This is a genomic window from Mesorhizobium sp. SP-1A (genome assembly GCF_032460275.1).
Classification (GTDB): Bacteria; Pseudomonadota; Alphaproteobacteria; order Rhizobiales; family Rhizobiaceae; genus Mesorhizobium.
On sequence record NZ_JAVXZD010000004.1, the window covers coordinates 39,973 to 63,132 of the forward strand.

Below are 23,160 nucleotides of genomic sequence, written 5' to 3' on the forward strand. Positions count from 1 at the left end.
GCCGCTACAGCAGGCCGGCCCGCGAAAGGTCCCGCATCAGCCGGCTGGCGCCATAGGTCCAGGGCGGGCATTCGGTCGAAAGCTGGACCCGGTTGACGAGGGCGCCGAACCTGTCGGATGCGATGGTGACGATATCGCCGGGATGGTGGGTGAAGCCCTTCCCGGCCTCGCCGCGATCCATGACCGGGGCAAACATGGTGCCGAGATAGAGCACCATCCCGTCCGGATATTGATGATGCGGGCCGAGCGCCGCCGCGACCAGCTCTTCCGGCGAGCGGCTGATCTCGGCCATGGAGCTTTCGCCTTCGAGCACGAAGCCGTCGTCGCCCTCGACCTTCAACCGCACCACGGCCTTCTTCACGTCGGCCAGCGAGAAGCTGTCGTCGAACAGCCGGATGAACGGTCCGAGCGAAGCGGACGCATTGTTGTCCTTGGCCTTGCCGAGCAGCAGGGCCGAGCGCCCCTCCACGTCGCGCAGGTTCACGTCGTTGCCGAGCGTGGCGCCGACGATGACGCCGCGGCTCGATGCGACGACGGCGACCTCCGGCTCCGGATTGTTCCAGGTCGAGACCGGATGCAGGCCGACATCGGCGCCGTAGCCCACCGAGGCCATGGGCTGGCATTTGGTGAAGATCTCGGCGTCCGGACCGATGCCGACCTCCAGATATTGCGACCACACGCCGCGCGCGACCAGCCGCGCCTTGCATTCCGCCGCTTCCGGCGATCCGGGTTTCAGTTTCGAGAGGTCGTGGCCGATCAGGTCCGCGATGTCGGCTCGGATCGCCTCCGCCTTTTCGGCCGAGCCGCGCGCCTGCTCCTCGATGACGCGCTCCAGCAGCGAGACGACGAAGGTGACGCCGGAAGCCTTCACCGCCTGCAGGTCCACGGGCGAGAGCAGGTAGGGCTTCGCCGTGTTCCTGAAGGCGGCCATGCTGTTGGAGACGATGTCGGCCAGCGAGCCGATCGCCTTGCCCCGGGCGTTGGCGGCATGGCTGGCCGGGTCGTCCAGTTCGCAGACGTCGCGCACGGTCGGCGCGTGTTTCGAGGTGATGTCGAAGACGGTGCCGTCGCGTACCGTCACGATTGCCGGGTGCGGCCAGCCCTCGGCGAAAGCCCGGCCGAGGAAGGTCCCGTCCTTTGGCAGTTGAGCGGTATCGTCGGTCATCGTCCGTCTCCCGGCATGGTGTGCTCACGAAGCAGCGTAGGCAACACTTTGCGGCATCGCCGGTCAAGTGACGGAAGGCAGGAGGGCGCGGCCGGACCGCGCCCCGTGAGGAACAGCCTACATCCCGTTCACGTCGAACTGCAGCGGCTTGGCCGAGTCGATCGACTTGTGTGCCCGCACCTTGGCAAGCACGTCCTGCGGGAACGGCGCGTCCAGATAAAGCAGCGCGATGGCGTTGCCGCCCGGCCTGTCGCGTCCCAACGCGAAGTTGGCGATGTTGACGCCGTTCTCGCCGCAGACCGTACCGAGCAGGCCGATGATGCCCGGCGCGTCGGCATTGGTGGTGTAGAGCATGTGCTGGCCCACCTCGGCGTCGAGATTGATACCCTTGATCTGGATGAAGCGCGGCTTGTGGTCGGAAAAGCAGGTGCCGGCGATGGAGCGGGTCTGCTTCTCGGTCTTGACGGTGAGCTTGATATAGCCGTCGAACACGCCCGACTTGTCGCGCTTGACCTCGGCGACGATGATGCCGCGCTCCTTCACCATGATCGGCGCCGACACCATGTTGACGTCCGCCACCTGCGGACGGATCAGGCCGGCAAGGGCCGCGCTGATCAGCGCGCGCGTGTTCATGGCGGCGGTCGAGCCGTCGAACAGGATCTCGACTTCCTTGATCGGATCTTCGGTGACCTGGCCGACAAAGGCGCCCAGCACCTCGGCGAGCTTGACGAACGGCTTCAGCCGCGGCGCTTCCTCGGCCGTGATCGAGGGCATGTTGATGGCGTTGGAGACCGCGCCCTTGATGAGATAATCCGACATCTGCTCGGCGATCTGCAGCGCCACGTTCTCCTGCGCCTCGGTCGTCGAGGCGCCGAGATGCGGCGTGGTGACGACGTTTTCCATGCCGAACAGCGGGTTCTCGGTCGCGGGCTCGACTTCGAACACATCGATGCCGGCGCCGGCCACCTTGCCGCTCTTCAGCGCGGCGATGAGATCGGTCTCGACGATCAGGCCGCCGCGCGCGCAATTGATGATGCGCACGCCGTTCTTCATCTTCGCGATCGCATCGGCGTTGATGATGTTGCGCGTCTTGTCGGTCAGCGGCGTGTGCAGGGTGATGAAGTCGGCACGCGCGAGCAATTCGTCCAGCTCGACTTTCTCGACGCCGAGCTCGGAGGCGCGATCCTCCGACAGGAACGGATCGAAGGCGACGACATGCATCTTCAGGCCGACGCCGCGTGAAGCGACGACGGAGCCGATGTTGCCGCAACCGATGACGCCCAGCGTCTTGCCGGTGATCTCGACGCCCATGAAGCGGTTCTTCTCCCACTTGCCGGCGTGAGTGGACGTGTTCGCCTCCGGAATCTGGCGCGCCAGCGCGAATATCATGGCAATCGCGTGCTCGGCTGTGGTGATGGAATTGCCGAAGGGCGTGTTCATCACGATGATGCCGCGGCGGCTGGCGGCCGGGATATCGACATTGTCGACGCCGATGCCGGCGCGGCCGATGACCTTGAGATTGGTCGCGGCGGCGATCAGCTTCTCGGTGGCCTTGGTGGCCGAGCGGATGGCGAGGCCATCATACTGGCCGATGATTTCGGCGAGCTTTTCCTTGTCCTTGCCGACATCGGGCAGATAGTCGACTTCGATGCCGCGATCCTTGAAGATCTGCACGGCGGTGGGGGAGAGCTTGTCCGATACGAGTACGCGAGGTGCCATAAGAGGCCTCCATCAGGTGAAATTCAGACTTGGGGAAACGAGGCGACCGTCCCAACACGGTCGCCGAAAGCCTTGACCTCAGGCCGCCTTCTTCAGCGCGGCCTTCTGGTTCCGGAACGCCCATTCGAGCCAGTGCGTCAGCGCCTCGAGATCGGAGGCCTCGACGGTCGCGCCGGTCCAGAAACGCAGGCCCGACGGCGCGTCGCGGTAGGCGCCGATGTCATAGGCGACGCCCTCCTTGTCGAGAGCGGAGACGATGCCCTTGGCGAAGGCGGCCTGCGCCTCGGCGTCGAGCGCGGACACTTCCGGATCGACGATGGTGAGACACACGGAGGTGTTGGAGCGCGTGGCCGGATCGGTCGCCAGATTGGCGAGCCAGGGCGACATCTCGACGAAGGCGTCGATGACCGAAAAATTGCGGTCGGCGCGGGCGATCAGGGCATCGAGGCCGCCGATCGATTTCGCCCAGTTGAGCGCGTCGAGATAATCCTCCACCGCCAGCATGGACGGGGTGTTGATGGTCTCGCCCTTGAAGATGCCTTCGATCAGCTTGCCGCCCTTGGTCAGGCGGAAGATCTTGGGCAGCGGCCAGGCCGGCTTGTAGGTTTCGAGCCGCTCGACGGCGCGCGGCGACAGGATGAGCATGCCATGCGCGCCTTCGCCGCCCAGCACCTTCTGCCAGGAGAAGGTGACGACATCGAGCTTGGCGAAGTCGAGCTTCTGCGCGAAGGCGGCGGAAGTGGCGTCGCAGATGGTCAGGCCCTGGCGGTCGGCGGGGATGAAATCGGCGTTCGGCACGCGCACGCCGGAGGTCGTGCCGTTCCAGGTGAAGACCACGTCGCGGTCGAAATCGACCTGGGCAAGATCGGGCAGCGCACCATAAGGCGCTTCGAAGATGCGCACGTCCTGCAGCTTGAGCTGCTTGGCCACGTCGGTGACCCAGCCGGCGCCGAAGCTCTCCCAGGCGAGCATGTCGACGCCGCGAGCGCCGAGCAGGGACCAGAGCGCCATTTCTACCGCGCCCGTATCGGACGCCGGCACGATGCCGATGCGATAGTCGGCCGGAACCTGCAGGACCTCACGGGTGAGGTCGATCGCCTGCTGGAGCTTGGTCTTGCCGATCTTGGCGCGGTGGGAGCGACCGAGGGCGGCGTCTACGAGGGCTTGGAGGGACCAGCCGGGGCGCTTTGCGCAGGGGCCGGATGAGAAATTGGGATTGGCCGGACGCACGTCCGGCTTCTGCAGAGTCGTCATGTTTTATCCTATCCTTCCAGATAGCACGCCCCTCGTTGGGGAGGGGTGGCCCACTCGCGGAAATACAGGAATGCCCGAAAACGCGCAAGAGGTAACGCGGGCACGAAGCCATGGGAATGCAGGAGAGGCGGCCGCCAGGGCCGGGCGGACTGGCGGTCCGTGCCGTTAATCCCCCATTTGGGGGTGGTGCCTTTCGGCCTTATGCTGTAGGGGCGGCCAAAGGAAATTTCCGGGGTAGATCTTGTCGGAACAAGCGGAAAAAAGCGCTCAGCACGAGCGCACGGACGATCACGGCTGCGGCAATCCCGATCTGTACAATCCGTGGGAGCGGGAGCTTGCCTTCGAACACTCCCGTCTCGATCACATGCCGATGTCGACTTCCGGCGAAGCGGGGGCGATCGGGGTTTCCGACGAATGACGGAACTGCTGATCACCATAGTGCCGATGATGATGGTGCTGGGCGTCCTGTTCTGGGTCGACGCGCGCTAGCACAGGCCCGCCGGTCTTGACGAGCGGCGCAATCGTTTGCGCCGCTCCTGTCCCCGGATGCGGGGGTGTCACCAGTTGCGGACGCAATAACCTCGCGGCGACAGGTGCAGGCCGCGCGGACACGCCCTGGCCACCGGCCTGTTGCGGACGCAGACGCCGCGGGGGGTGAGATGGAAGCCTCGGCCGCACCAGTTGCGCGGCGCCGGGCGGCGCGGCACGCAGCGTCCCCAGCGGTTCATCACCCAGCCCGGTCCGCCGCAGCGCCAACCGACCTGCTCAAGCGGAGTTGCCGTCGTATGTGCAGGTTGCCCCGGTGCAACGGGATATGAAAAGGAAGGTGTCGCGAACGACATCAGGCCACCGATCAAAGCGATGGCGCCGACAAGTTTTGCGGAATGCATGCGCAATTCTCCATTCAGCTTCCCGCCCGCAGGTGAAGCTAGCGCGGACAGGCTGAACGGAGGATGAACCGTTCCGTATCGACGGTTTTGCAGAGGATGCGGCAAGTCGCCATCACTTTGCGCCGGGCATCGAAGCCGCTATACCGCGCGGGAGGGTTCGTGATATGCGCTCGGGCCTCTTGCGGCCGCCATGGACAGGCCGTTGGCGGTGGGCGGTATCGGCTATGACAAGAACCGGAAGCGTTTTGGCTGGGAAGATCTTGGACTGGGGCGGGCTGACCCTATGGGTGGCCGGCTTCTGCGCCATTCTGATCCTGTCGAGCCTTGCGCCGGACAACCGCTCGGTGGTCCCGGCCTATCGGCTCGCGGCCGAGATGTTCGCGGCGGGCAAGCCGCTCTACAATCTCGACCTGGCGATGGGCTATCTCTATCCGCCGGCCTTCGCGGCGCTGTTCATGCCCTTTGCCAAGCTCGGACCGGTCGCCGGCGACCTGTTGTGGCGCCTGCTGGGCTTTGCGGTGCTGACCTATGCGGCGGTGCGCCAGGTCGCGCGGCTCGATCCGGGCAACCGGGTCTGGATGCTGTCCTACGGGCTGTTCCTTGCCGTGCCGGTCGCCGCGGGGGCGTTGCGCAACGGCCAGGCAACCGTCTTGCTGACGGGCGCCTGCTGGCTGCTCGTGCTGTCCGCGCTGGAGGGCCGCCGTGCCGAAACCCTGCTGTGGGCCACGCTGGCGCTGATCGCCAAGCCGACGGCCATCGTGGTGCTCCTGCTTACCGGCGCATTGCGGCCGAAGCTCATTCCGACGCTGCTGCTGTCGGTGCTGCTGCTCCTGCTGCTGCCCTACGCATTCGCGCCGGCCGGCTATGTCAACCAGCTCTATGGCGACTTCTCCAAGCTGATGACCTCCATGTCGTTCGACCGGTCGAAGGCGTTCGAGCCGGCGGATTTCACCGCGCCCTTCGCCGCCATGGGCGTGCCGCTTTCGGAGAACCTGGCGACGGGAATCCGTATCGTTGCCGCGTTCGCCACGCTTTGGCTGGTCGTCTGGTACGACCGGAATCTGGACCGGCAGTTCAGCGGCCTTGCCGTCTTCCTCGCGGCCGCCTTCTACATGTGTATCTTCAATCCGCGTGTCGAGCACAACACATTCATCATGCTCGCTTTGCCGGCCGGAGTCGCGATCGCCGTGATGTGGGAGAACGGCAGCAGAGGCGCGCTGCATGCCGTGCTGGCGATCCTGCTGTTCCTTTCGGGACTTACCGGCCTGTTCGAACAGGTGCACGACCTGATCCGCCTCTGGTTCAGGCCGATCATCATGACCGTGATAACATTGCCGCTGCTGTGGTGGTTCCGGGCTTCTTCGCGCTCGCAGTCCCGCCTTTCCAGATTGGATACCCATGCCTGAACGCCGTCAGACGCTGGATATCGTCGCGCCCTTTTTGAACGAAGCCGAAACGGCCCAGGCATTTGCCCAGCTTCTCGACCGGCTCGAAGCCGAGGCGGCCCGCCGCTTCGGCCTGAAGACGCGCAAGATCCTGGTCGACGACGGGAGCAATGACGACAGCGTTCGACGCTTTTCGCAAAGCCTTGCCGGAAGCTGGGAGATCGTGCGGCTGAGCCGCAATTTCGGCAAGGAAGCGGCGGTGCTGGCCGGGCTCGACCGCGCCGACGCCGATCTGGTGCTGATCATGGATGCCGATCTCCAGCATTCCCTCGATACCGGCATGGCGCTGATCGCGGAATTGCTGGCCGATCCCGACATAGACGTGGTCTATGCGCGCAACGACCGGCGCGAAGGCAGCTGGCGCCGCAGCCAGCTCGCGCGGCTTTTCTACCGGCTGATCAACAGCAGCCAGCGTTTCGACATTCCCGAGAACGCCGGTGATTTCCGCATCATGCGCGGCTCCGTGGCGCGCGCATTCACCCGGCTGCGCGACAAGCGGCGTTTCAACAAGGGGCTCTACGCCTGGGCCGGGTTCCGCCACAGGGCGCTGACCTACTCCCCGGCGAAGCGGGGCGGCGGCACCAGCAAGTGGAGCCGCTGGAACCTCATCGCCTTCTCGCTGGAAGGCTTCACGTCGTTCTCCGTGGTGCCGCTGCGCATCGTCAGCCTGTGCGGGCTCGCCCTTGCGATAGCCGGCGGGCTCTACGGCGTGAAGGTGTTCTTCGAGGTCATATTCTTCGGCATTGCCGTGCCGGGCTATCCGAGCCTGCTCATGGCCGTCGTGATCCTCGGAGGTTTCAACCTGGCCCTGCTCGGACTGATCGGCGAATATGTCTGGGTGGCGCTGAGCGAGAGCAAGGACCGTCCCGTCTATATCGTGCGCGACATCGTCGGCGGCGGCGCGGACAAGCCGGAAGGATGATGCGGACGATCCGGCTGATAGCGGACGATTACGGTCTGTCGCCCGGCGTTTGCGGCGCGATCCTCGACCTGATCGATCGCGGCCGGCTCACCGGAACCGGCTGCATGACCGGCTTTCCGGAATGGGAAGCCGCGGCGAAGGACATAGGGCCGTTCGCGGGCAGGGCCGCGATCGGACTTCACCTGACGCTGACCGACCAACCCGCTCTGACCGGACCTTCCAGCCTCGTCCGCGACGGCCGGCTGCCGCCGCTTTCCGCGCTGGCGCTGCCGTTCAAACGGGGTTCGATCGCTGCGGCCGACATTCACGCCGAACTGGACGCCCAGCATGGGCGGTTCGTGGAGAGGCTCGGGCGGGAGCCTGACTTCATCGACGGACATCAGCACGTGCACTTCCTGCCGGCCGTGCGCGACTGGCTGCGCCGGCGGTTCGCAGGTTCGGGCTCCAGGCCCGCCCTGCGCGGTGCGCCGGCCCTGCCGCGAAGCCTAGACGGCCAAGCGGTGAAGACGGCCGCCGTTGCGGCGCTGGCGCGCGGGTTCGACCACGCCATGGAACGGACCGGCTTCAGGGTCTTGAAGCCGCTGTCGGGCATCTATGACTGGCGCCGGCCCGAAGGCTTCGTGCCCGCGCTGGCGGCAGCGGTTGCGGATTTGCCGGAGGAGGGCGTGTTCATGTGCCATCCCGGCCGTGTCGATGCGGTCCTCACTGCCCGCGACCCCATGCAGGCGGTGCGCGAGGTGGAGTTCGCATTTCTGGCGTCGGACGAATTCGCCGGGATGCTGGACCGTGCCGGTGCGGCGGTCAGGACCGGCGTGCGATGAGCGACAGGCCGCTGCGGTCCCTGGGAACCAAGATGGCGCGCTTCGCCGTCGTGGGGCTTGCCAACACGGTGATCGACCTGGCGGCCTTCAGCGTGCTTCTGTGGCTTTCGACGCCGCCGCTGGCGGCCAATGTCGGCGCCTGGTTCGTGGCCGTGCTGTTTTCCTTCGCGGCGAACGGCCTGTGGTCGTTCGAGCGTGACAGATCGATCCCGCTGGGCAACGCCTTTTTCCGGTTCATATCGCTTGGCGCGCTGATCTCTCTCGGCGTGTCCAGCCTGTCGATCGCGGCCCTGGCCGGCTGGACCGGCGTCTGGCCGGCGAAGATCGGCGGCGTCGTGGTGGCCGCGGCGCTGAACTTCCTCGCCGCGCGCTGGTCGATCGAGGGCAGGCTGGTCAGATAACGGGCGCTGCCCTACCAGAGGTCGTAGCGCAGCCCGACCTTGACCGCGTGATAGTCGACGCCCTTGGCGACGTTGAAGACGCCGTTGTCGTAGGTGACGTATTTGGCGCTCGGCACCGCGAAATATTCGTAGCCTACGTCCATCGAAACATTCTGGCTGAGACGATAGGACAGGCCGGCCCCGAGCGAATAGGCGAAATTCAGCTTGGATTCGGATTCGACCTGGCCGTCATAGCCTGCGGGATCGTCGCAAGCGAAGCCGCCGGCGCCGCTGGAATTGGGGGCCACTTCCTTACAGTTCTTCCGGCCCTCGGCCAGCGTATATTTGTTGTAAGCAAGGCCGATGCCGCCGCCGATATAGGGCGTCAGGCCGGAATAGGTGCCGAGGTCCACATAGGCGTTGGCCATGGCGCTGTAGCCCTTGTTCTCGCCGTAGGAGCCGACCTGGCAGTCCTGCGTGGTCGCTACCGGCTGGATGACGAGGGGATTGGCGCTCAGAACCACGTTGGTGTGGCCGTTACAGCCGTTGGCGACGAGTTGGGTATCGGAGAATTTGTTGCTCGGCAGGATGCCGAAGTTCAGCTCCGTCCTCAGATAGTCGTTGAGGTGGTAGCCTACGCCGACGCTTCCCAGGAGCTGGCTCCGCTTCTCGTCGAAATTGCTCAAGCCGACGAAATCCTGGACGTGCTTGTAGGGCTTGGTCAGGGCGAAGCCTATGTCGCCGCGCAGATACCAGCCCGAGCCGACCTCGACGGGCGTGTATTCAGGCGCCTGGTCCACATAGATCGGCGGATCGTAGTCGGCCGCATGTGCCGACGCCAAAGGCGACAGCGCGGTCACCGCAAGGGCGAGGCCCAAACGTACAGTCAGCTTCATGTTTGCAAACTCCCCAGCTTCAGCCGGTCGCGCCGGAAAAGCACAGCCGCCCACTGAGAAGCATTGTTAACCATAGTGGTTAAGTGGCAGTTAAGGATAACAGAGCGTTAGCGAAATATGCTTGTTACGCCATCGGGGTTCGGCGTGAGGCAGCCGCAGACCGGTGCGAGGCATTGGCGCCCCGCCCGGAAGCCTGCGCCCGACGCTAATCAGCGCTCGGTGAGTTTCAGTTCGATGCGGCGGTTCTTGGTGCGCGCCTCGTCCGTGCCGGCCGGGTCGAGGGGCTGGAATTCGCCGAAGCCGGCGGCGACCAGCCGGTTTGGCGGCACGCCATTGGCGATCAGGAATTTCACCACCGAGATCGCGCGGGCGGTCGACAGCTCCCAATTGTCCTTGTAGTGGCCCGTTCCCGAAAGCGGCACGTCGTCGGTGTGGCCATCGACGCGCAGCACCCAGTTGATCTCCGGCGGGATTTCCTTCTGCAACTCGATGATGGCGTCGGCCAGCTTCTTCATCTCCACCTTGCCGGCGTCGTTGATGACGTCGGAGCCGGTGGGGAACAGAACCTCGGACTGGAAGACGAAGCGGTCGCCGACGATGCGGATGTTCTCGCGATCGGACAGGATCTCGCGCAGGCGGCCGAAGAAATCGGAGCGGTAGCGGTTCAGTTCCTGCACGCGCTGGGCCAGCGCCACATTGAGCCGCCGCCCGAGGTCGGCGATCTTGGTGTTGGATTCCTTGTCGCGCTGCTCGGAGGCATTGAGCGCGTCTTCCAGCGCCGCGATCTGCTTGCGCAGCGCGGAAATCTGCTGGTTCAGCAGCTCCACCTGGCTCAGCGCTCGCTGGCTGATCTGGCGCTGGTTGTCGAGTTCGCCCGAAAGCGCGTTGGCGCGCGCATTGGCGGCATCGCCGGCGCCCGTGCCCTGCGCCAGCAACTGTTCCAGCCGGCCCTTTTCGGCCTCGGCGGCGGAAAGCGATGCCTGCAGGTTGGCAAGCGAATCCTGCGCGTCCTGGTTGTTGCTCTTCTCCAGCGCCAGGAGCTGGGTGAGTTCGTTGATCTGCGAGTTGAGGCGGTTCAGCACCGCGTCCTTGCCGGAAATCTCGCGCGTCAGCAGGAACTGCGCCAGCACGAAGACCGAAAGCAGGAACATGAAGGTGAGCAGCAGCGTCGACAGCGCGTCGACGAAGCCCGGCCAGTAGTCGATACGGCGATCGGCACGCCGCGCGCGGGCCAAAGCCATCAGCTGGGTTCCCGCTTCTTCAGGGCGTCGGCGATCTTCTCGAGCGTGTCGCGCATGGCGCGCTGCTCATCGGACTGGGCCTCGACCCAGTCGCGCATGATCTGCTGCTCGGAGCGCATGTTCTTGACCAGGCCGGAAATGCCGTCGGCCAGATTGGCCATGGCGGTGGCGACGCGCGGGTTGGAGCCGCCGTTCTCCTGCAGGCTGCGCAGCCGCTCCGACAGCGCCCTGATCTCGTCGGCCGAGCCGGACCGGGTGTCGGGCACGGTGATGTCGGACGACAGGTCGGTGACCGAGGACAGCCAGTTCTCCAGTTCCGTATAGAAGCGCGTCTGGGCGCGGCCGGCCTGGAGATCGAGGAAGCCGAGCACCAGCGAGCCGGACAGGCCGAACAGCGAGGACGAGAAAGCGGTGCCCATGCCCGCCAGCGGCGCCGACAGGCCTTGCTTCAAGGCGTCCAGAACGGCGGCGGCATCGCCGCTGCCGGGATCCAGCCCCTGGATGGTCTCGCCGATGGAGCCGATGGTCTTCAACAGGCCCCAGAAGGTGCCGAGCAGGCCCAGGAACACCAAAAGCCCGACCAGGTAGCGCGAGGTGTCGCGGCTTTCGTCCAAGCGCGTGGCGATGGAATCGAGCATGGTGCGCATGGAAGAGGTGGAGAAGGCCATCGAGGTCGAGCGGCCGAGCATCGCCTTCATGGGCGCGAGCAGAACGGGCTCCGTGGTTTCGGAGCCGGCCCTGAAGGAATTCACCCACCGCACCTCGCGAAACAGCCGGCCCACCTGCACGAAGGCCAGCAGGATGCCCACCAGCAGCACGCCGACGATCAGCCCGTTGAGCCCGGGGTTGGTGGTGAAGGCGGTCGAGATCTGCCGTGTCAGGATGATGGCGATGAAGGCGACGATGGCAAGGAACACCACCATCGTCATGACGAACACCTGGGGGCTGGAAAGCTTGTGCGGATCGTAGGTCAACACGTCCGTGCGCCGTCCCAATGCGAACGATCTGAGGAATGCCATCCGAGCCCCGTTTCAGAATGCGGCCGTACAAAATGCGCGAGTGCGACTCTAAACGGAAATACGGCCAAATTGAAAGGCGCTTGGCGCATCGCGGCGCTCGAGCCGGCTCCTGATCGCAGGCGCGGGGCGGGGGCCGGCGGCAATGTTACCGGCCGCAACCCTGTTTGACCGCACTTGCCACGATGTCGCCCTGCTCCAAGTTTTTCCTGAGACGACGAATCGTTTCTGGCGGAGACGCCTGGTTGAAAGAAAGACGGAATGCTTGGAATTGTCTTCCCATACAGTCGATAATGAGCGGGATACCCATCTGGACGCACTTAGAGGAGCTGGCATACTTCTGGTCGTCTTTGGACATTTGATCGAGCAGCCATCACAGAATTCGGAGATTCTTCAGGCTGCCTATATTGGCATCTACAGTTTTCATATGCCGCTTTTCGTATTCCTGTCCGGCGTTTTTGCACGCGAGGCGCTGCGTGGACGGGACTACCGCAAGATCATTTGGACCCTGTTCCTGCCGCTGATGCTGTTCCAGTGCGTCTATATCGGCATGAGCAAGGTGACCGGGTGGTACGCGTATTCGTTGCTCACGCCCTACTGGCTGCTGTGGTTCATCGCCAGCCTGATCTGCTGGCGGCTGCTCTTGCCGCTGTTCGCCTCGCCGGGCGGTCTTGCCCTGGCGGTCGTGGCGGCCGTCGCCGCAGGTTACGACGACAGCATCGGCTATGCGCTCAGTGCCTCGCGAACGATCTATTTCCTGCCCTTCTTCGTCCTCGGCCATCTCTACGGACCGCAACTGATCGCGGTGGTGCGCAGGCGTCCGTTCCTTTTTTGCTGCCTGTTCGTCGTCGCCATCGCGGCGGTGCTGCTGTGGTGGCGGCACGGGCTGAACGGCGCGGCGCTGACCGGCAGCCGCGACTATGCCAGCGGGGCGGCCGACAGCGCCCATCCGGCGACCGGCCGGCTGATGGCCATGCTGCTCGGCCTTGCCGCCATGCTGGGCTTTTCGGCCATCGTGCCGCGCGGCTCGGCCCTGTTGGGCTGGCTCGGCGAACGGTCGCTGTCGGTCTATCTTCTGCACGGGCTGGTGGTGATGGGGTTCGTCGGCTGGGGCGCCGTGAACATGATCCCGAATCCGCTGCTGGTTCCGGCGCTGGCGGCGCTGACGTTGCTGGTCTGCCTGATCACGGCGGCCGCGGATGCTCCCATGCGGCGCGTCTTCAGCCCGCCCGTACCGCAGGCCGCCTGAAGCGGTGCCTATAAGCGGCTGAAGACGAGCGCGTCGAACACGGCGGCGAGATGCAATCCCGCACCGGTGACCACGAAGCCGTGCCAGAGCGCGTTGTGGAAGCGCAGGCCCTTCCAGGCGAAGAAGACGACGCCGCAGGAATAGACCACCCCGCCCGCGACGATCAGCGCCAGCGAGACGGCCGGCAGGGTCTCCAGCAGCGGACCTGCGATCACCAGCCCGCTCCAGCCGATGGCAAGATAGAAGATGACGGCGAGCCGGTCGAAACGGCCCGGCAGGAGCACCTTGACGGCGATGCCGGCCATGGCCGCACCCCATATGACGGCGATCATCCAGCCGGCCAGTGGCTCGGCTTTCAACTGGGCCAGGAAGGGCGTGTAGGTGGCGGCGATGAGCAGATAGATGGCGGAATGGTCGAAACGGCGCAGCACCCATTTCGCCGGCGAGGCCACCGGCCAGAGATTGTAGGCCAGCGACACCGAAAGCACCGTCAGCAGGGACACGACATAGAAAACGGCGGCAATATATTCGCCCGGCGCGGCATGGAAGGCGGCCAGCGTCAGCAGGCACGAGCCGGCGGCGATGGCCAGCACGATGCCGACCGCATGAACGATCCCGTCGGCGATCAGCTCGGCGCGCGAATAGTGCCAGCGCCCCATGAAGGGGATATCGATATCGATTTCGCCCGGCCTGCGGCGCAGCGTTTGGCTTCCGTCGTTCATTTCTGGTCCTGCATTACCCCTATCTGGGTGGTTGCGGACCAGTATTTCAAGCTTCTGTTGCAGCACTATGGCTGCGGCGCCCGTGGGCGTAACGCGAAAGCGCCGCGGTCTTCCGGGGCCGCCTGATTCAGCGCGCCGAAACGGGCTTCTTCAGCGTCTTGAGCAGGGCGCGGTGGATGACCTCGTTGCCGGCGACGATCGAGCCGCTGTCCAGCATGTCCTGTCCGCCGGAGAGATCGGAGACGAAGCCGCCAGCCTCGCGGATCAGCAATATGCCTGCCGCCACGTCCCATGCCGATAGGTTGTTTTCCCAGAAGCCGTCCATGCGGCCCGCGGCGACATAGGCAAGGTCGAGCGCGGCCGAGCCCATGCGGCGGATGCCGGAAACCTCACCCATGACATTGCGCAGTTCGATCAGGAAATTGCCGTGGTGGCCGCGGCCGAGATGCGGCACGCCGCAGCCGATGACGCAGTCGGACAGCTTGGCGCGGGCAGCCACGCGCAGCCGCCGGTCGTTCATGAAGGCGCCGCCACCGCGCTCGGCGGTGTAGAGCTCATCCAGGGCCGGGTTGTAGATCACGCCGGCGACGATCTGGCCCTGCCGTTCCAGCGCGATGGACACCGAAAACATCGGAATGCCGTGCAGGAAATTGGTGGTGCCGTCGAGCGGGTCGACGATCCAGCGATGCTGGGCGTCGTCGCCCTCCACCGCGCCGCGCTCCTCCATCAGGAAGGAATAGCCCGGCCGCGCCTTGGAGAGTTCGGAAAAGACGATCTCCTCGGCCTTGCGGTCGGCCTGGCTGACATAGTCGCCGGGCCCTTTCATGGAGACCTGCAGGTTCTGCACCTCGCCGAAGTCGCGCGACAGCGAGCGGCCGGCCTTCATGGCGGCCTGTACCATGACATTCAGGAGAGCCGAACGGGCCATCTCTTCGTCCTTTCCGCCTACGATCTTATACCAGCTCGCGAAGATGCCGGCGCATCCGCGACCTGAAAAAAGCTCAAGCGCCGCTCGGGCTCACCCAAAGCCAGGTGCGTTGAGATCATCGAGCCTTGGTATCAGTCCGCGCGGCGGATGTAGGTGATCTCGTTGGTGTCGACGATGATCCTCTCGCCGGATTCGATGAAGGGCGGCACCATGACGCGAATGCCGTTCTCCAGCACCGCCGGCTTGTAGGACGAGGCGGCAGTCTGGCCTTTCACCACCGGGTCGGCCTCGGTGATGGTCAGCGTCACCTGGTCGGGCAGGGCGATGCCGATCGGCTTTTCCTCGTAAAGTTCCACGGTGACGGTCATGCCGTCCTGCAGGAAGGCGGCGCGGTCGCCGACGAAATCCTTCTGCAGCTCAAGCTGCTCGTAGCTCTCGGTGTCCATGAACACCAGCGCCTCGCCCTGTTCGTAGAGGAAGGAGAAATCCTTCTGTTCGAGGCGCACGCGCTCCACCGTCTCTGCCGAGCGGAAACGCTCGTTGAGCTTGGTGCCGTTGATGAGGTTCTTCAGCTCGACCTGGTTGTAGGCGCCGCCCTTGCCGGGCTTCACGTGGTTGGTCTTGACCGCCACCCAGAGGCCGCCGTCATGCTCGATGACGTTGCCGGGACGGATTTCGTTGCCGTTGATTTTGGCCATGATTGATTGGATTCCGGAAAGAAGATGGACGCCGAAAGGCGATTTCGGTGTTTCCAAGACCACAAATCGCCAAAAGAGGCAAGAGAGGTGGCTCAGCAACCTGCCTCCGCTGGCCTGCACCGATGCCGGGTCACGATGCATACATGCATTGGAAAAGGAGAGAAGCATGTACAAGCATATCCTGATCGCGACCGACGGTTCAGACCTGGCCGGGCGCGGGGTCCGGCACGGCATCGCGCTGGCCAAGGCGCTGGTCAGCAAGGTCACCGTAATCATGGCCACTGACCCGATGCCCCTGTCCGGGATCGCCCTGGGCGCCGGCTGGGTGCCTTCGACGGAGGAACTCGCCGATTACCGCGCGGCGCAGACGCGCTTTGCCGACGAGATCCTGTCGCGCGTGAAGGCCGAGGCCGCGCAGGAAGGCGTCGCCGTGGAACCGTACCACGTCGCGGATTCGCGCGCCGCCGATGCGATCCTGCAGACGGCGGCCGCGAAGGGTTGCGACCTGATCGTGATGGCCTCGCACGGGCGGCGCGGGGTCGAACGGGTGCTTCTCGGCAGCCAGACGGCGGAGGTGGTGGCGCATTCCGGCGTGCCGGTTCTGGTCGTCAGGTAGTTGCCGCCCTGGGGTGTCCGGATCAGGGCAGGCGGTTCGCCTTCTGGAGCGCCTGCCTGGTCTGGTCCTGGTCCAGGCCGTTGAGGAACCCTTCCATCTGGTTGTCGACAAGGCCGGCACGGCGGGCCACCATGTACCAGGCCGCGCCGGTGACGATGTCCGGGTCGACGCCGATGCCGCCCCGATAGAGCTTGGCGAGCCGGTTCTGGGCCGCGACATTGCCGCCCTCGGCAGCCCTCTTCATCCAGCCGAAACCGGATTTGAGGTCGCGCGTGCCGCCGCGTCCGTCGATCAGCCATTGAGCGAGATCGAGCTGGGCGGTGTCGTAGTTCTGCCGCGCGGCAAGCACCAGGAAGCGGCGCGCCTCGGCGTCGTCCTTGTTCTTGCCGCCGATGCCGTTGGCATAGATTTGCGACATGGCATATTGCGCGTCGGCGAGACCGGCGGCGGCCGCGCGCTCGTAATAGGGCGTGGCCCGGCCGAAGCCGGCGTCGCCGGGGTCTTCCTGAACGAGCAGCTGGGCGAAATTGAACTGCGCCAGCTGGTTGCCGGCCTCCGCGGACGCCTGCAGGAGCGCATGGGCGGCCTTCTCGTCCTTCTTAACATAGCGGCCGTCGAGCAACAGCAGGGCATACTGGAACTGGGCTTCGGGGATGCCGCGCTCGGCCGCGCGCGCATACCATTTCGCCGCCTCGGCCTGGTTCACCGGCACGCCGAGCCCGCGCGACAGGATTTCCGCCACGAGCGCCTGTGCGGCCGGGTCGCCGTTTCTGGCGCGTTCCAGCGCCAGATTGTAGGCGGTCTTGTAGAGGCCGCGCTGGTAGGCGCCGTAAGCGGCATCGGCAGGGCGCGCACCGAAGCGTGACGGATCGATCTTGTCCGCCGAGGGCAGGGGCGGCGGTTCTGCCACGGTGGCCGGCTGCGGCAGCGGGTTGGCGATCGGCCGGTCCATCTTCGGGGCGGCCCTGGTTCCGGCATCCGGCCCGTCGTTGGCCGCCAACGCCAGACCGGGCGCCGCCGTCAAGGCCAGCAGGAGGAGCCAGCGCCGCATCGTCAGTCCTCGAAGCGCGGCGCGCTGCGGTCGAGCAGCGCGTTGGCCTGGGCGACGGCGGCCGTCGGGTCGACGCCCTCGGCAAAGACCGCCGCAGACAGGGCCACGAATTCGGCGCCGGTGGCGGCGACGGCCTCGACCGAGGCAATCTCGGAGCCGGCCATGACGATGCAGGGGATCTCGATCATCTCGGCCCACCATCTGCCGAGCGCGAGGTTGCGCGCGTGCGGCTCCGGCTTGGTGTCGTAGCCGAACCGGCCGAAGAAGATGTAGTCGGGCCGTTCTTCGCCCAGTTCGAGCGCGTCGTCGCGCGTCTTGGCGCCGCCCGCACCGATCATCATCCTGTCCTGATGCCGTTCGATGGCGTCGGCGAGGTCCTCCGTGCCGCCTTCGACATGCAGCCCGTCGGCATGCACGCGGCCGGCGACACGGCTGTCGCCGGCGATCACGACGGCGACGCCGGCCGCCTGCGCCATGGGCACGATCTTTTCGGCGAAGGCCTGGAAGGAAGCTTCGTCCGACCCCTCCTGGGTCAGGATGAGCGAAGCGACGTCGCCGCCCGAAAGGGCAGCGCCGATGCGTTCGACCGCCACCGAGGGCGGTGCGATCAGCACGAGGCGGCAGCGGCTGGGCGGGGGCGTCTGGTTCATGGGTGGCGTCGATCCGGTTTCGCCTATGGCGGGCGAAGATGGTTGCATTGCGGCACCTGCTCGATTCACGCGCATTCGTCTAGGGCATGTTCCCGCCCGAAAACCGGTTTCCGCTTTCCGGGAACACGGCCTCGGATCGATCGATGCGTGAATGTCGACTGGTCCTAGACGAATGCTTGCGCATTGAACAGGTGCCGTGCGCGGCTAAAGACCGAGCTTGTAGCCTATGTGGGTCGGCTTGAAGCCGAGGCGGTCGTAGAAGCGGTGCGCGTCCGCGCGGCTGCGATCCGTGGTCAGCTGGACCTGCGCGCAGCCGCGGGCGCGGCACTGGGCGATCGCCCATTCCATCATGCGCTGGCCGAGCCGGGCGCCGCGGCGGTCGGATGCCACCCGGACCGCCTCGATCTGCCCTCTGGTCGCGCCCTTGTGCGACAGCCCTGCGATAAAGGTAAGCTGGAGCGTGCCGACGACGCGGCCGTCCTGCGTCATCACGGCGAGCAACTGGTTCGGATCCGCATCCACGGCCCGGAAGGCCTTTGCATAGCATTCGGCGGGCGGCTCGCTGGTGTCCTCCCGCGCTCGGCCGAGCGGGTCGTCGGCGAGCATGGCCACGATGGCCGCGATATCGCCTTCCTCGGCACGCCGGATCGCTATCTCGCTCATCCAAGGAATCCCTATCTTGTGAACGATCCCTGCATAGCCGTGGCCGTCGCAGGCGACAACCGGAACGAGCGGCCGGTCGGCCATCGCCTAAAAGCGGAATCCGGGGTAATCAGGCGACGCCCGCCCTCGAACGATCTTGCGCCATGATGGACCTGCTCGCCAATCCGTGGTTCTACGCCGCAGCCGTGCCTGCGGTTGTGCTCGTGGGGCTCTCCAAAGGCGGCTTCGGCGGCGCCGTCGGCTTCGTCGGCGTGCCGCTGATGGCGCTGGTGATGCCGCCGGTGCAGGCGGCCGCGATCCTGTTGCCGATCTTGTGCCTGATGGATGTCGCGGCGGTGTGGACATGGTGGGGCGTCTACGACCGCAGGATGCTCCTCGACATGCTGCCGGGCGCAGTCGCCGGCATCGGGCTCGGCTGGCTGACCGCCGCCGTCGTCACGGAGGAGATGGTGCGGCTGATCGTCGGCGCGGTCGCGCTGGCCTTCGTGCTGCGCTGGCTCTATCTCAAGCTCCGACATGGCGCGGACCATGCGGCAAGGCCCAATCGCCTCGCCGCCGCCTTCTGGGGCGCGGTCGCCGGCTTCACCAGCTTCGTCGCCCATGTCGGCGGACCGCCCTTCCAGGTCTATGCCCTGCCGCTGCGGCTCGATCCCAAGATATTGTCGGGAACGACGGCGATCTTCTTCGCCGTCACCAACGCGCTGAAGCTCATTCCCTATTTCGCGCTCGGCCAGTTCGACGCCACCAACCTCGCCGCCTCGCTCGCGCTGATGCCGCTGGCGCCGCTCGCCACCATGGCCGGCGCCTGGCTGGTCAGGCGCATGCGACCCGAGATCTTCTATCCCTTCACCTATGCGACCGTGGCGGTCGTCGCCGTCAAGCTGGTCTGGGACAGCCTCGCCGGGCTTTTCTAGCTTTCGGTATGAGATGACGGCGACGTCGCGCTGTCCTAGAACAAGGCAGGACGATCATTCTGGAGGGCCGCATGGCCAACCCCTACGAGCAGGACCTGGACAAGAACCCGGCGAACTACCAGCCGCTGACGCCGATCTCCTATCTGGAGCGCGCGGCGAAGGTGTTTCCCGATCATATCGCGATCATCCACGGCGGGAACCGGATCAGCTACCGCGACTTCTGGCGGCGCTCCTTGCAGCTTGCCTCGGCCCTGTCGAAGGCTGGCATCGGCAAGGGCGACACGGTGACGGTGATGCTGTCCAACACGCCGCCGATGCTGGAGGCGCATTTCGGCGTGCCGATGACCAAGGCCGTGCTGCATTGCCTCAACACCCGCCTCGACGCGGCGGTCATCGCCTTCCAGATCGATCACGCCGAGACGAAGGTGCTGATCGTGGACAGGGAGTTTTCCGGCGTGGTCAGGGAGGCGCTGGCCATCGCCAAGACGAAACCGCTGGTGATCGACTACGACGATCCCGATTATGCCGAGGATGCGCCCTATCCCAAGGGCGAACGCATCGGCATGCTGGACTATGACGATTTCATCGCCGGCGGCGATCCGGACTTCGCCTGGTCGATGCCCGACGACGAGTGGGACGCGATCTCGCTCAACTACACGTCCGGCACCACGGGCAACCCCAAGGGCGTCGTCTACCATCACCGCGGCGCCGCCTTGATGGCCTATGCGAACACCATCCATGCCGGCATGGGCAAGCACTGCGTCTATCTGTGGACGCTGCCGATGTTCCATTGCAACGGCTGGTGCTTCCCGTGGACCCTCGCGGTGCAGGCGGGCACGCATGTGTGCCTGCGCTGGGTGCGGCCCAGGGCGATGTACGCGGCGATCGCCGACCATGGCGTGACGCATCTGTGCGGCGCGCCCATCGTCATGTCGCTGCTGATCAACGCCGCCGACGAGGACAGGCGCGAATTCCCGCAGACGGTGACCTTCAACACCGCCGCCGCGCCGCCGCCGGAAGCGGTGCTTTCAGGCATGGCCGATGCCGGCTTCGCGGTCACCCACCTCTACGGGCTGACGGAAACCTATGGCCCGGCCGTGGTCAACGAATGGCACGAGGAATGGGACCGGCTCGACAAGGCGGCGCGGACGGCCAGGAAGGCTCGGCAGGGCGTGCGCTATGCGGCGCTGGAAGGGCTGACGGTGATGGACCCCGAGACGATGAGGCGGACGCCCGCCGACGGCGAGACCATCGGCGAGGTCATGTTCCGCGGCAACATCGTCATGAAGGGCTATCTGAAGAACAGGAAGGCCAGCGACGAAGCCTTCGCCGGCGGCTGGTTCCATTCCGGCGACCTCGGCGTCATGCATCCTGACGGATATCTCCAGATCAAGGACCGCTCGAAGGACATCATCATCTCCGGCGGCGAGAACATCTCCTCGATCGAGGTGGAAGACGTGCTCTACAAGCATCCGGCCGTCGCCGCCTGTGGCGTGGTCGCCCGCGCCGACGAGAAATGGGGCGAGGTGCCGGTCGCCTATGTGGAACTGAAGCCGGGCAAGACGGCGACCGAGGCCGAGATCCTCGATCACTGCCGGTCGCTGCTTGCCCGCTTCAAGATGCCGAAGGCGGTGATCTTCGCCGAGATTCCGAAGACCTCGACCGGCAAGATCCAGAAGTTCCGCCTGCGCGACATGGCGAAGCACGACTGACGCCGGTCTTTGGCAAGGCGGGGGACCCGCCGCCGGTCAGGCATGCGCGGGGGTCGTGCCCCGCGCATTGTTGCTGAGCGCAAGCGCGGCCCCGCCCAGCATCACCAGCGCCATGCCGCCCAGCACGAAGCGGTCGTCGAGCGTCGGCTTCAGCACCATGTCGGCGATGATGACGAGCATGACCGAATAGTCGAAGCGCGCGGCGCTGAGGATGCGGCGGCCTTGCGCCAGCGCGGCCGGGGTGAGGCCGTCCTTGGCGATCATCCTGCCCATCCTGTCGGCCGTCGGTTTGAACACCAGCATGCCGACGGAGAAGGTGACGAAGTAGCCGGCAAGGCCGATCACGATCCACAGTTCCGAAAAGCCGGCCCAGAAGCCGCACATGACGAGGCCGAAGGCGAGCGTCGCCAGCGACAGCGGCGCGAACAGCCGGTTGCCGAGCTCGCCCGTGGCGCGCATCGCCTGCAGCATGCTCTCGATATTGCCGGCCCGCTCGGCCCTTGCCGCCAGCAGCATCAGCGTGAAGCCGCCGCCGACCCATATCAGCGCACAGACGATGTGGAGGAATTTGACGATCGAATACCAGTCCATGTTTTATCCCTTTCCGAAACTTCCCCGCCCGAAGCGGGTGGCGATGGTCGCCGGTGAGGGCCGGGCGTCTAGCATTCGCCGTGTTTCGGAATGATGGCGGTTCGCATTCGTTTTGTTTCAAGTTGCCGCTACGCGAATGCCGTGGCCGGCGACAAGAACATCCTTTTCTGCTAATGTAACGATGTCGGCGGTCTTGGGAGGGTACCGCGGCATCGTCTCGAAACATCGCCGAAGAGAATGTGCATACGGAGGAGGACTGCCGGCCGGCGCGGATCGGGGCAGTCCGTTTCATTATTTCTGTCAATGGATCGGAGAACGGACATGCAAGGCGTTGCACGCAATTTCTTCACGCTGGCCGTCATCTATGCGCTGTGTGGAATGGCGCTCGGGCTGTATATGGCCGGCAGCCACGACCATACGCAAATGCCGACCCACGCACACACGATGGTGGCCGGCTGGCTGATGTCGATGGTATTCGCGTTCTTCTACCACCAGTTTCCGGCGGTGCGCGACACGACGCTCGCCAAGGTGCATTTCTGGCTGACGGCGGCAACCGGCATCGGGCTCCTGGTCAGCCTCTATATGATGCTCGGCGGAAACGAGGCAATCGAACCGGTGGTGGCGATGTTCTCTTTCGGCTTCTACGCCGCGCTGCTTCTGTTTGCGGTGATCGCGCTGCCGGCAGTGTGGCGGCCGGCCGCAGGCGCAGGCGTCTCGCCCGTCGCAAAGAGCCCGGCCGGGCATCTATCCTGAAAAAAATCAGCGCGCCATTAAGGCGCGGTTAAGCTTTACAGGCGTTTACTATGTCCATCCAGTGATCTGGATTCTTACCGAGTGGTTGGAGCCACTTTGTTTGACGCCTCCCTGTTTAACTCCTGAGAGCCGCCTCACCGCGGCTCTTTTTTTGTCCCGGGGCGTCACCAATTCGCCGTTAACCTTTTGTTAAACATGTGCTTGCCTTGCGCAAAGAGCGGGCGCATTTTCACGCATCCGTCGTATAGGGTGCGGGCGCGACGGACGGGCCGAATCAGCTCGCGACGGGCGAATGCAGGGAATGTCGATGAACGAAGCCTCGAAGGAAATCGCGAAGACCATCAAGCTGGCTGAGCGCCGGGTCTTCTCGCAATCCTTCAAGCCGCTCTACGGCGAGGGCATGGGCCTCGTGGAGCAGGCGGCCGAATATCTCGACGGCAAGGGCCGCGCCGAAGCCAAGAAGCTGTCGCGCCTGGCGGCCACGCTCTACGCGGCCGAATCGATGCGGCTCACCACCCGCCTGATGCAGATCGCGTCCTGGCTGCTTTTGCAGCGTGCGGCGAATTCCGGCGAGATGACCCGCGACCAGGTGGCTTCGGAAAAGTCCAAGGTGCGGCTGGACACCGCTTCCGCGCATGAGGACGCCGAAGGCTGGAACGAACTGCCGGCGGATTTCCTCGATCTGGTCTGGCGCTCGCTGCGGCTGCAGGCCCTGGTGCGGCGCATGGACGAGGAAATCTACGGCAGCAGCGCGATCGCCCAGCCGCAGGGGACACGGCGCAGCAATCCCGTCTCCGACCAGATCACCCTGCTCAACACCGCTTTCGGTCGCGGATAATCCTCCGCAGGTTTCCGGTTTGTTCA

General features: G+C 65.3%; 25 protein-coding genes. 11 read left to right on the forward strand and 14 right to left on the reverse strand.

Annotation, left to right across the window (positions count from 1 at the left end):
• Nucleotides 1–4: 4 nt before the first annotated feature.
• The 3 genes from QU595_RS18450 to QU595_RS18460 all read right to left on the reverse strand — a co-directional run bounded on the left by QU595_RS18450 (nucleotide 5) and on the right by QU595_RS18460 (nucleotide 4,138).
• Nucleotides 5–1,165 carry a fumarylacetoacetate hydrolase family protein gene (locus QU595_RS18450; RefSeq protein WP_315924599.1) on the reverse strand — a complete coding sequence of 387 codons (1,161 nt, stop codon included), beginning with the start codon at nucleotides 1,163–1,165 and terminating at the stop codon, nucleotides 5–7.
• A 117-nt stretch (nucleotides 1,166–1,282) separates the two neighbouring features.
• The gene (gene serA, locus QU595_RS18455) at nucleotides 1,283–2,884 is read right to left on the reverse strand and encodes a phosphoglycerate dehydrogenase (protein WP_315924601.1); all 1,602 of its coding nucleotides are present in this window, start codon (nucleotides 2,882–2,884) and stop codon (nucleotides 1,283–1,285) included.
• A 78-nt stretch (nucleotides 2,885–2,962) separates the two neighbouring features.
• A complete protein-coding gene (locus tag QU595_RS18460) occupies nucleotides 2,963–4,138 on the reverse strand; it encodes a phosphoserine transaminase (protein ID WP_315924603.1) in 1,176 nt (391 codons plus the stop codon).
• A 241-nt stretch (nucleotides 4,139–4,379) separates the two neighbouring features.
• Here QU595_RS18460 and QU595_RS18465 point away from each other — a divergent pair, with 241 nt between their 5' ends.
• Nucleotides 4,380–4,556: a hypothetical protein gene (locus tag QU595_RS18465; protein ID WP_315924604.1), complete on the forward strand. Its 177-nt coding sequence runs from the start codon at nucleotides 4,380–4,382 to the stop codon at nucleotides 4,554–4,556.
• A gap of 139 nt (nucleotides 4,557–4,695) precedes the next feature.
• Here QU595_RS18465 and QU595_RS18470 read toward each other — a convergent pair whose 3' ends face one another.
• Entirely contained in the window at nucleotides 4,696–5,028 is a 333-nt protein-coding gene (locus QU595_RS18470; protein ID WP_315924606.1) for a hypothetical protein, read from the reverse strand.
• Between the two features lie 245 nt (nucleotides 5,029–5,273).
• Here QU595_RS18470 and QU595_RS18475 point away from each other — a divergent pair, with 245 nt between their 5' ends.
• The 4 genes from QU595_RS18475 to QU595_RS18490 are packed head-to-tail and all read left to right on the forward strand — an operon-like array spanning nucleotide 5,274 to nucleotide 8,617.
• A complete protein-coding gene (locus tag QU595_RS18475; protein ID WP_315924608.1) occupies nucleotides 5,274–6,434 on the forward strand; it encodes a glycosyltransferase family 87 protein in 1,161 nt (386 codons plus the stop codon).
• Entirely contained in the window at nucleotides 6,427–7,395 is a 969-nt protein-coding gene (locus QU595_RS18480; RefSeq protein ID WP_315924610.1) for a glycosyltransferase family 2 protein, read from the forward strand. Before QU595_RS18475 ends, QU595_RS18480 begins: the two co-directional genes overlap by 8 nt.
• The gene (locus tag QU595_RS18485; protein ID WP_315924612.1) at nucleotides 7,392–8,216 is read left to right on the forward strand and encodes a ChbG/HpnK family deacetylase; all 825 of its coding nucleotides are present in this window, start codon (nucleotides 7,392–7,394) and stop codon (nucleotides 8,214–8,216) included. The genes QU595_RS18480 and QU595_RS18485 overlap by 4 nt, the downstream gene beginning before the upstream one ends.
• Nucleotides 8,213–8,617, forward strand: a complete 405-nt coding sequence (locus tag QU595_RS18490; RefSeq protein ID WP_315924614.1) for a GtrA family protein — start codon at nucleotides 8,213–8,215, stop codon at nucleotides 8,615–8,617. The genes QU595_RS18485 and QU595_RS18490 overlap by 4 nt, the downstream gene beginning before the upstream one ends.
• A gap of 11 nt (nucleotides 8,618–8,628) precedes the next feature.
• Here QU595_RS18490 and QU595_RS18495 read toward each other — a convergent pair whose 3' ends face one another.
• The 3 genes from QU595_RS18495 to QU595_RS18505 all read right to left on the reverse strand — a co-directional run bounded on the left by QU595_RS18495 (nucleotide 8,629) and on the right by QU595_RS18505 (nucleotide 11,752).
• Entirely contained in the window at nucleotides 8,629–9,492 is an 864-nt protein-coding gene (locus QU595_RS18495; RefSeq protein WP_315924616.1) for an outer membrane beta-barrel protein, read from the reverse strand.
• 209 nt (nucleotides 9,493–9,701) lie between these two features.
• Entirely contained in the window at nucleotides 9,702–10,733 is a 1,032-nt protein-coding gene (locus QU595_RS18500; protein WP_315924618.1) for a peptidoglycan -binding protein, read from the reverse strand.
• Complete coding sequence (locus QU595_RS18505) at nucleotides 10,733–11,752, reverse strand: MotA/TolQ/ExbB proton channel family protein (protein ID WP_315924620.1); 1,020 nt, start codon at nucleotides 11,750–11,752, stop codon at nucleotides 10,733–10,735. Before QU595_RS18505 ends, QU595_RS18500 begins: the two co-directional genes overlap by 1 nt.
• Before the next feature lie 142 nt (nucleotides 11,753–11,894).
• Between QU595_RS18505 and QU595_RS18510 the strand changes: the two genes are divergently transcribed.
• Nucleotides 11,895–12,998: an acyltransferase family protein gene (locus QU595_RS18510; RefSeq protein ID WP_315924622.1), complete on the forward strand. Its 1,104-nt coding sequence runs from the start codon at nucleotides 11,895–11,897 to the stop codon at nucleotides 12,996–12,998.
• An 8-nt stretch (nucleotides 12,999–13,006) separates the two neighbouring features.
• Here the strand turns inward: QU595_RS18510 and trhA are convergent, their stop codons facing one another.
• The 3 genes from trhA to efp form a co-directional block, all read right to left on the reverse strand.
• Complete coding sequence (gene trhA, locus QU595_RS18515) at nucleotides 13,007–13,720, reverse strand: PAQR family membrane homeostasis protein TrhA (protein ID WP_315924624.1); 714 nt, start codon at nucleotides 13,718–13,720, stop codon at nucleotides 13,007–13,009.
• Nucleotides 13,721–13,847: 127 nt separating this feature from the next.
• Nucleotides 13,848–14,648, reverse strand: a complete 801-nt coding sequence (locus QU595_RS18520) for an inositol monophosphatase family protein (protein WP_315924626.1) — start codon at nucleotides 14,646–14,648, stop codon at nucleotides 13,848–13,850.
• Nucleotides 14,649–14,779: 131 nt separating this feature from the next.
• The gene (gene efp, locus QU595_RS18525) at nucleotides 14,780–15,346 is read right to left on the reverse strand and encodes an elongation factor P (RefSeq protein ID WP_315924628.1); all 567 of its coding nucleotides are present in this window, start codon (nucleotides 15,344–15,346) and stop codon (nucleotides 14,780–14,782) included.
• A gap of 166 nt (nucleotides 15,347–15,512) precedes the next feature.
• Here efp and QU595_RS18530 point away from each other — a divergent pair, with 166 nt between their 5' ends.
• Nucleotides 15,513–15,962, forward strand: coding sequence for a universal stress protein (locus QU595_RS18530; protein WP_315924629.1), 450 nt, complete (start codon nucleotides 15,513–15,515; stop codon nucleotides 15,960–15,962).
• A 22-nt stretch (nucleotides 15,963–15,984) separates the two neighbouring features.
• Here QU595_RS18530 and QU595_RS18535 read toward each other — a convergent pair whose 3' ends face one another.
• The 3 genes from QU595_RS18535 to QU595_RS18545 all read right to left on the reverse strand — a co-directional run bounded on the left by QU595_RS18535 (nucleotide 15,985) and on the right by QU595_RS18545 (nucleotide 18,326).
• Nucleotides 15,985–17,013 carry a tetratricopeptide repeat protein gene (locus QU595_RS18535; protein ID WP_315924631.1) on the reverse strand — a complete coding sequence of 343 codons (1,029 nt, stop codon included), beginning with the start codon at nucleotides 17,011–17,013 and terminating at the stop codon, nucleotides 15,985–15,987.
• Between the two features lie 2 nt (nucleotides 17,014–17,015).
• Nucleotides 17,016–17,663, reverse strand: coding sequence for a thiamine phosphate synthase (locus QU595_RS18540; RefSeq protein ID WP_315924633.1), 648 nt, complete (start codon nucleotides 17,661–17,663; stop codon nucleotides 17,016–17,018).
• 204 nt (nucleotides 17,664–17,867) lie between these two features.
• Complete coding sequence (locus QU595_RS18545; RefSeq protein WP_315924635.1) at nucleotides 17,868–18,326, reverse strand: GNAT family N-acetyltransferase; 459 nt, start codon at nucleotides 18,324–18,326, stop codon at nucleotides 17,868–17,870.
• Between the two features lie 143 nt (nucleotides 18,327–18,469).
• Between QU595_RS18545 and QU595_RS18550 the strand changes: the two genes are divergently transcribed.
• Both QU595_RS18550 and QU595_RS18555 read left to right on the forward strand, forming a co-directional pair.
• Nucleotides 18,470–19,240 carry a sulfite exporter TauE/SafE family protein gene (locus QU595_RS18550; protein WP_315924637.1) on the forward strand — a complete coding sequence of 257 codons (771 nt, stop codon included), beginning with the start codon at nucleotides 18,470–18,472 and terminating at the stop codon, nucleotides 19,238–19,240.
• A 71-nt stretch (nucleotides 19,241–19,311) separates the two neighbouring features.
• Nucleotides 19,312–20,952: an acyl-CoA synthetase gene (locus QU595_RS18555; protein WP_315924639.1), complete on the forward strand. Its 1,641-nt coding sequence runs from the start codon at nucleotides 19,312–19,314 to the stop codon at nucleotides 20,950–20,952.
• 36 nt (nucleotides 20,953–20,988) lie between these two features.
• Here QU595_RS18555 and QU595_RS18560 read toward each other — a convergent pair whose 3' ends face one another.
• On the reverse strand, nucleotides 20,989–21,543 hold the full coding sequence (locus QU595_RS18560) for a DUF2269 family protein (RefSeq protein ID WP_315924641.1): 555 nt from the start codon (nucleotides 21,541–21,543) through the stop codon (nucleotides 20,989–20,991).
• A gap of 321 nt (nucleotides 21,544–21,864) precedes the next feature.
• Between QU595_RS18560 and QU595_RS18565 the strand changes: the two genes are divergently transcribed.
• Nucleotides 21,865–22,296 carry a hypothetical protein gene (locus QU595_RS18565; RefSeq protein WP_315924643.1) on the forward strand — a complete coding sequence of 144 codons (432 nt, stop codon included), beginning with the start codon at nucleotides 21,865–21,867 and terminating at the stop codon, nucleotides 22,294–22,296.
• Between the two features lie 307 nt (nucleotides 22,297–22,603).
• Entirely contained in the window at nucleotides 22,604–23,134 is a 531-nt protein-coding gene (locus tag QU595_RS18570) for a DUF1465 family protein (RefSeq protein ID WP_315924645.1), read from the forward strand.
• Nucleotides 23,135–23,160: the final 26 nt, after the last annotated feature.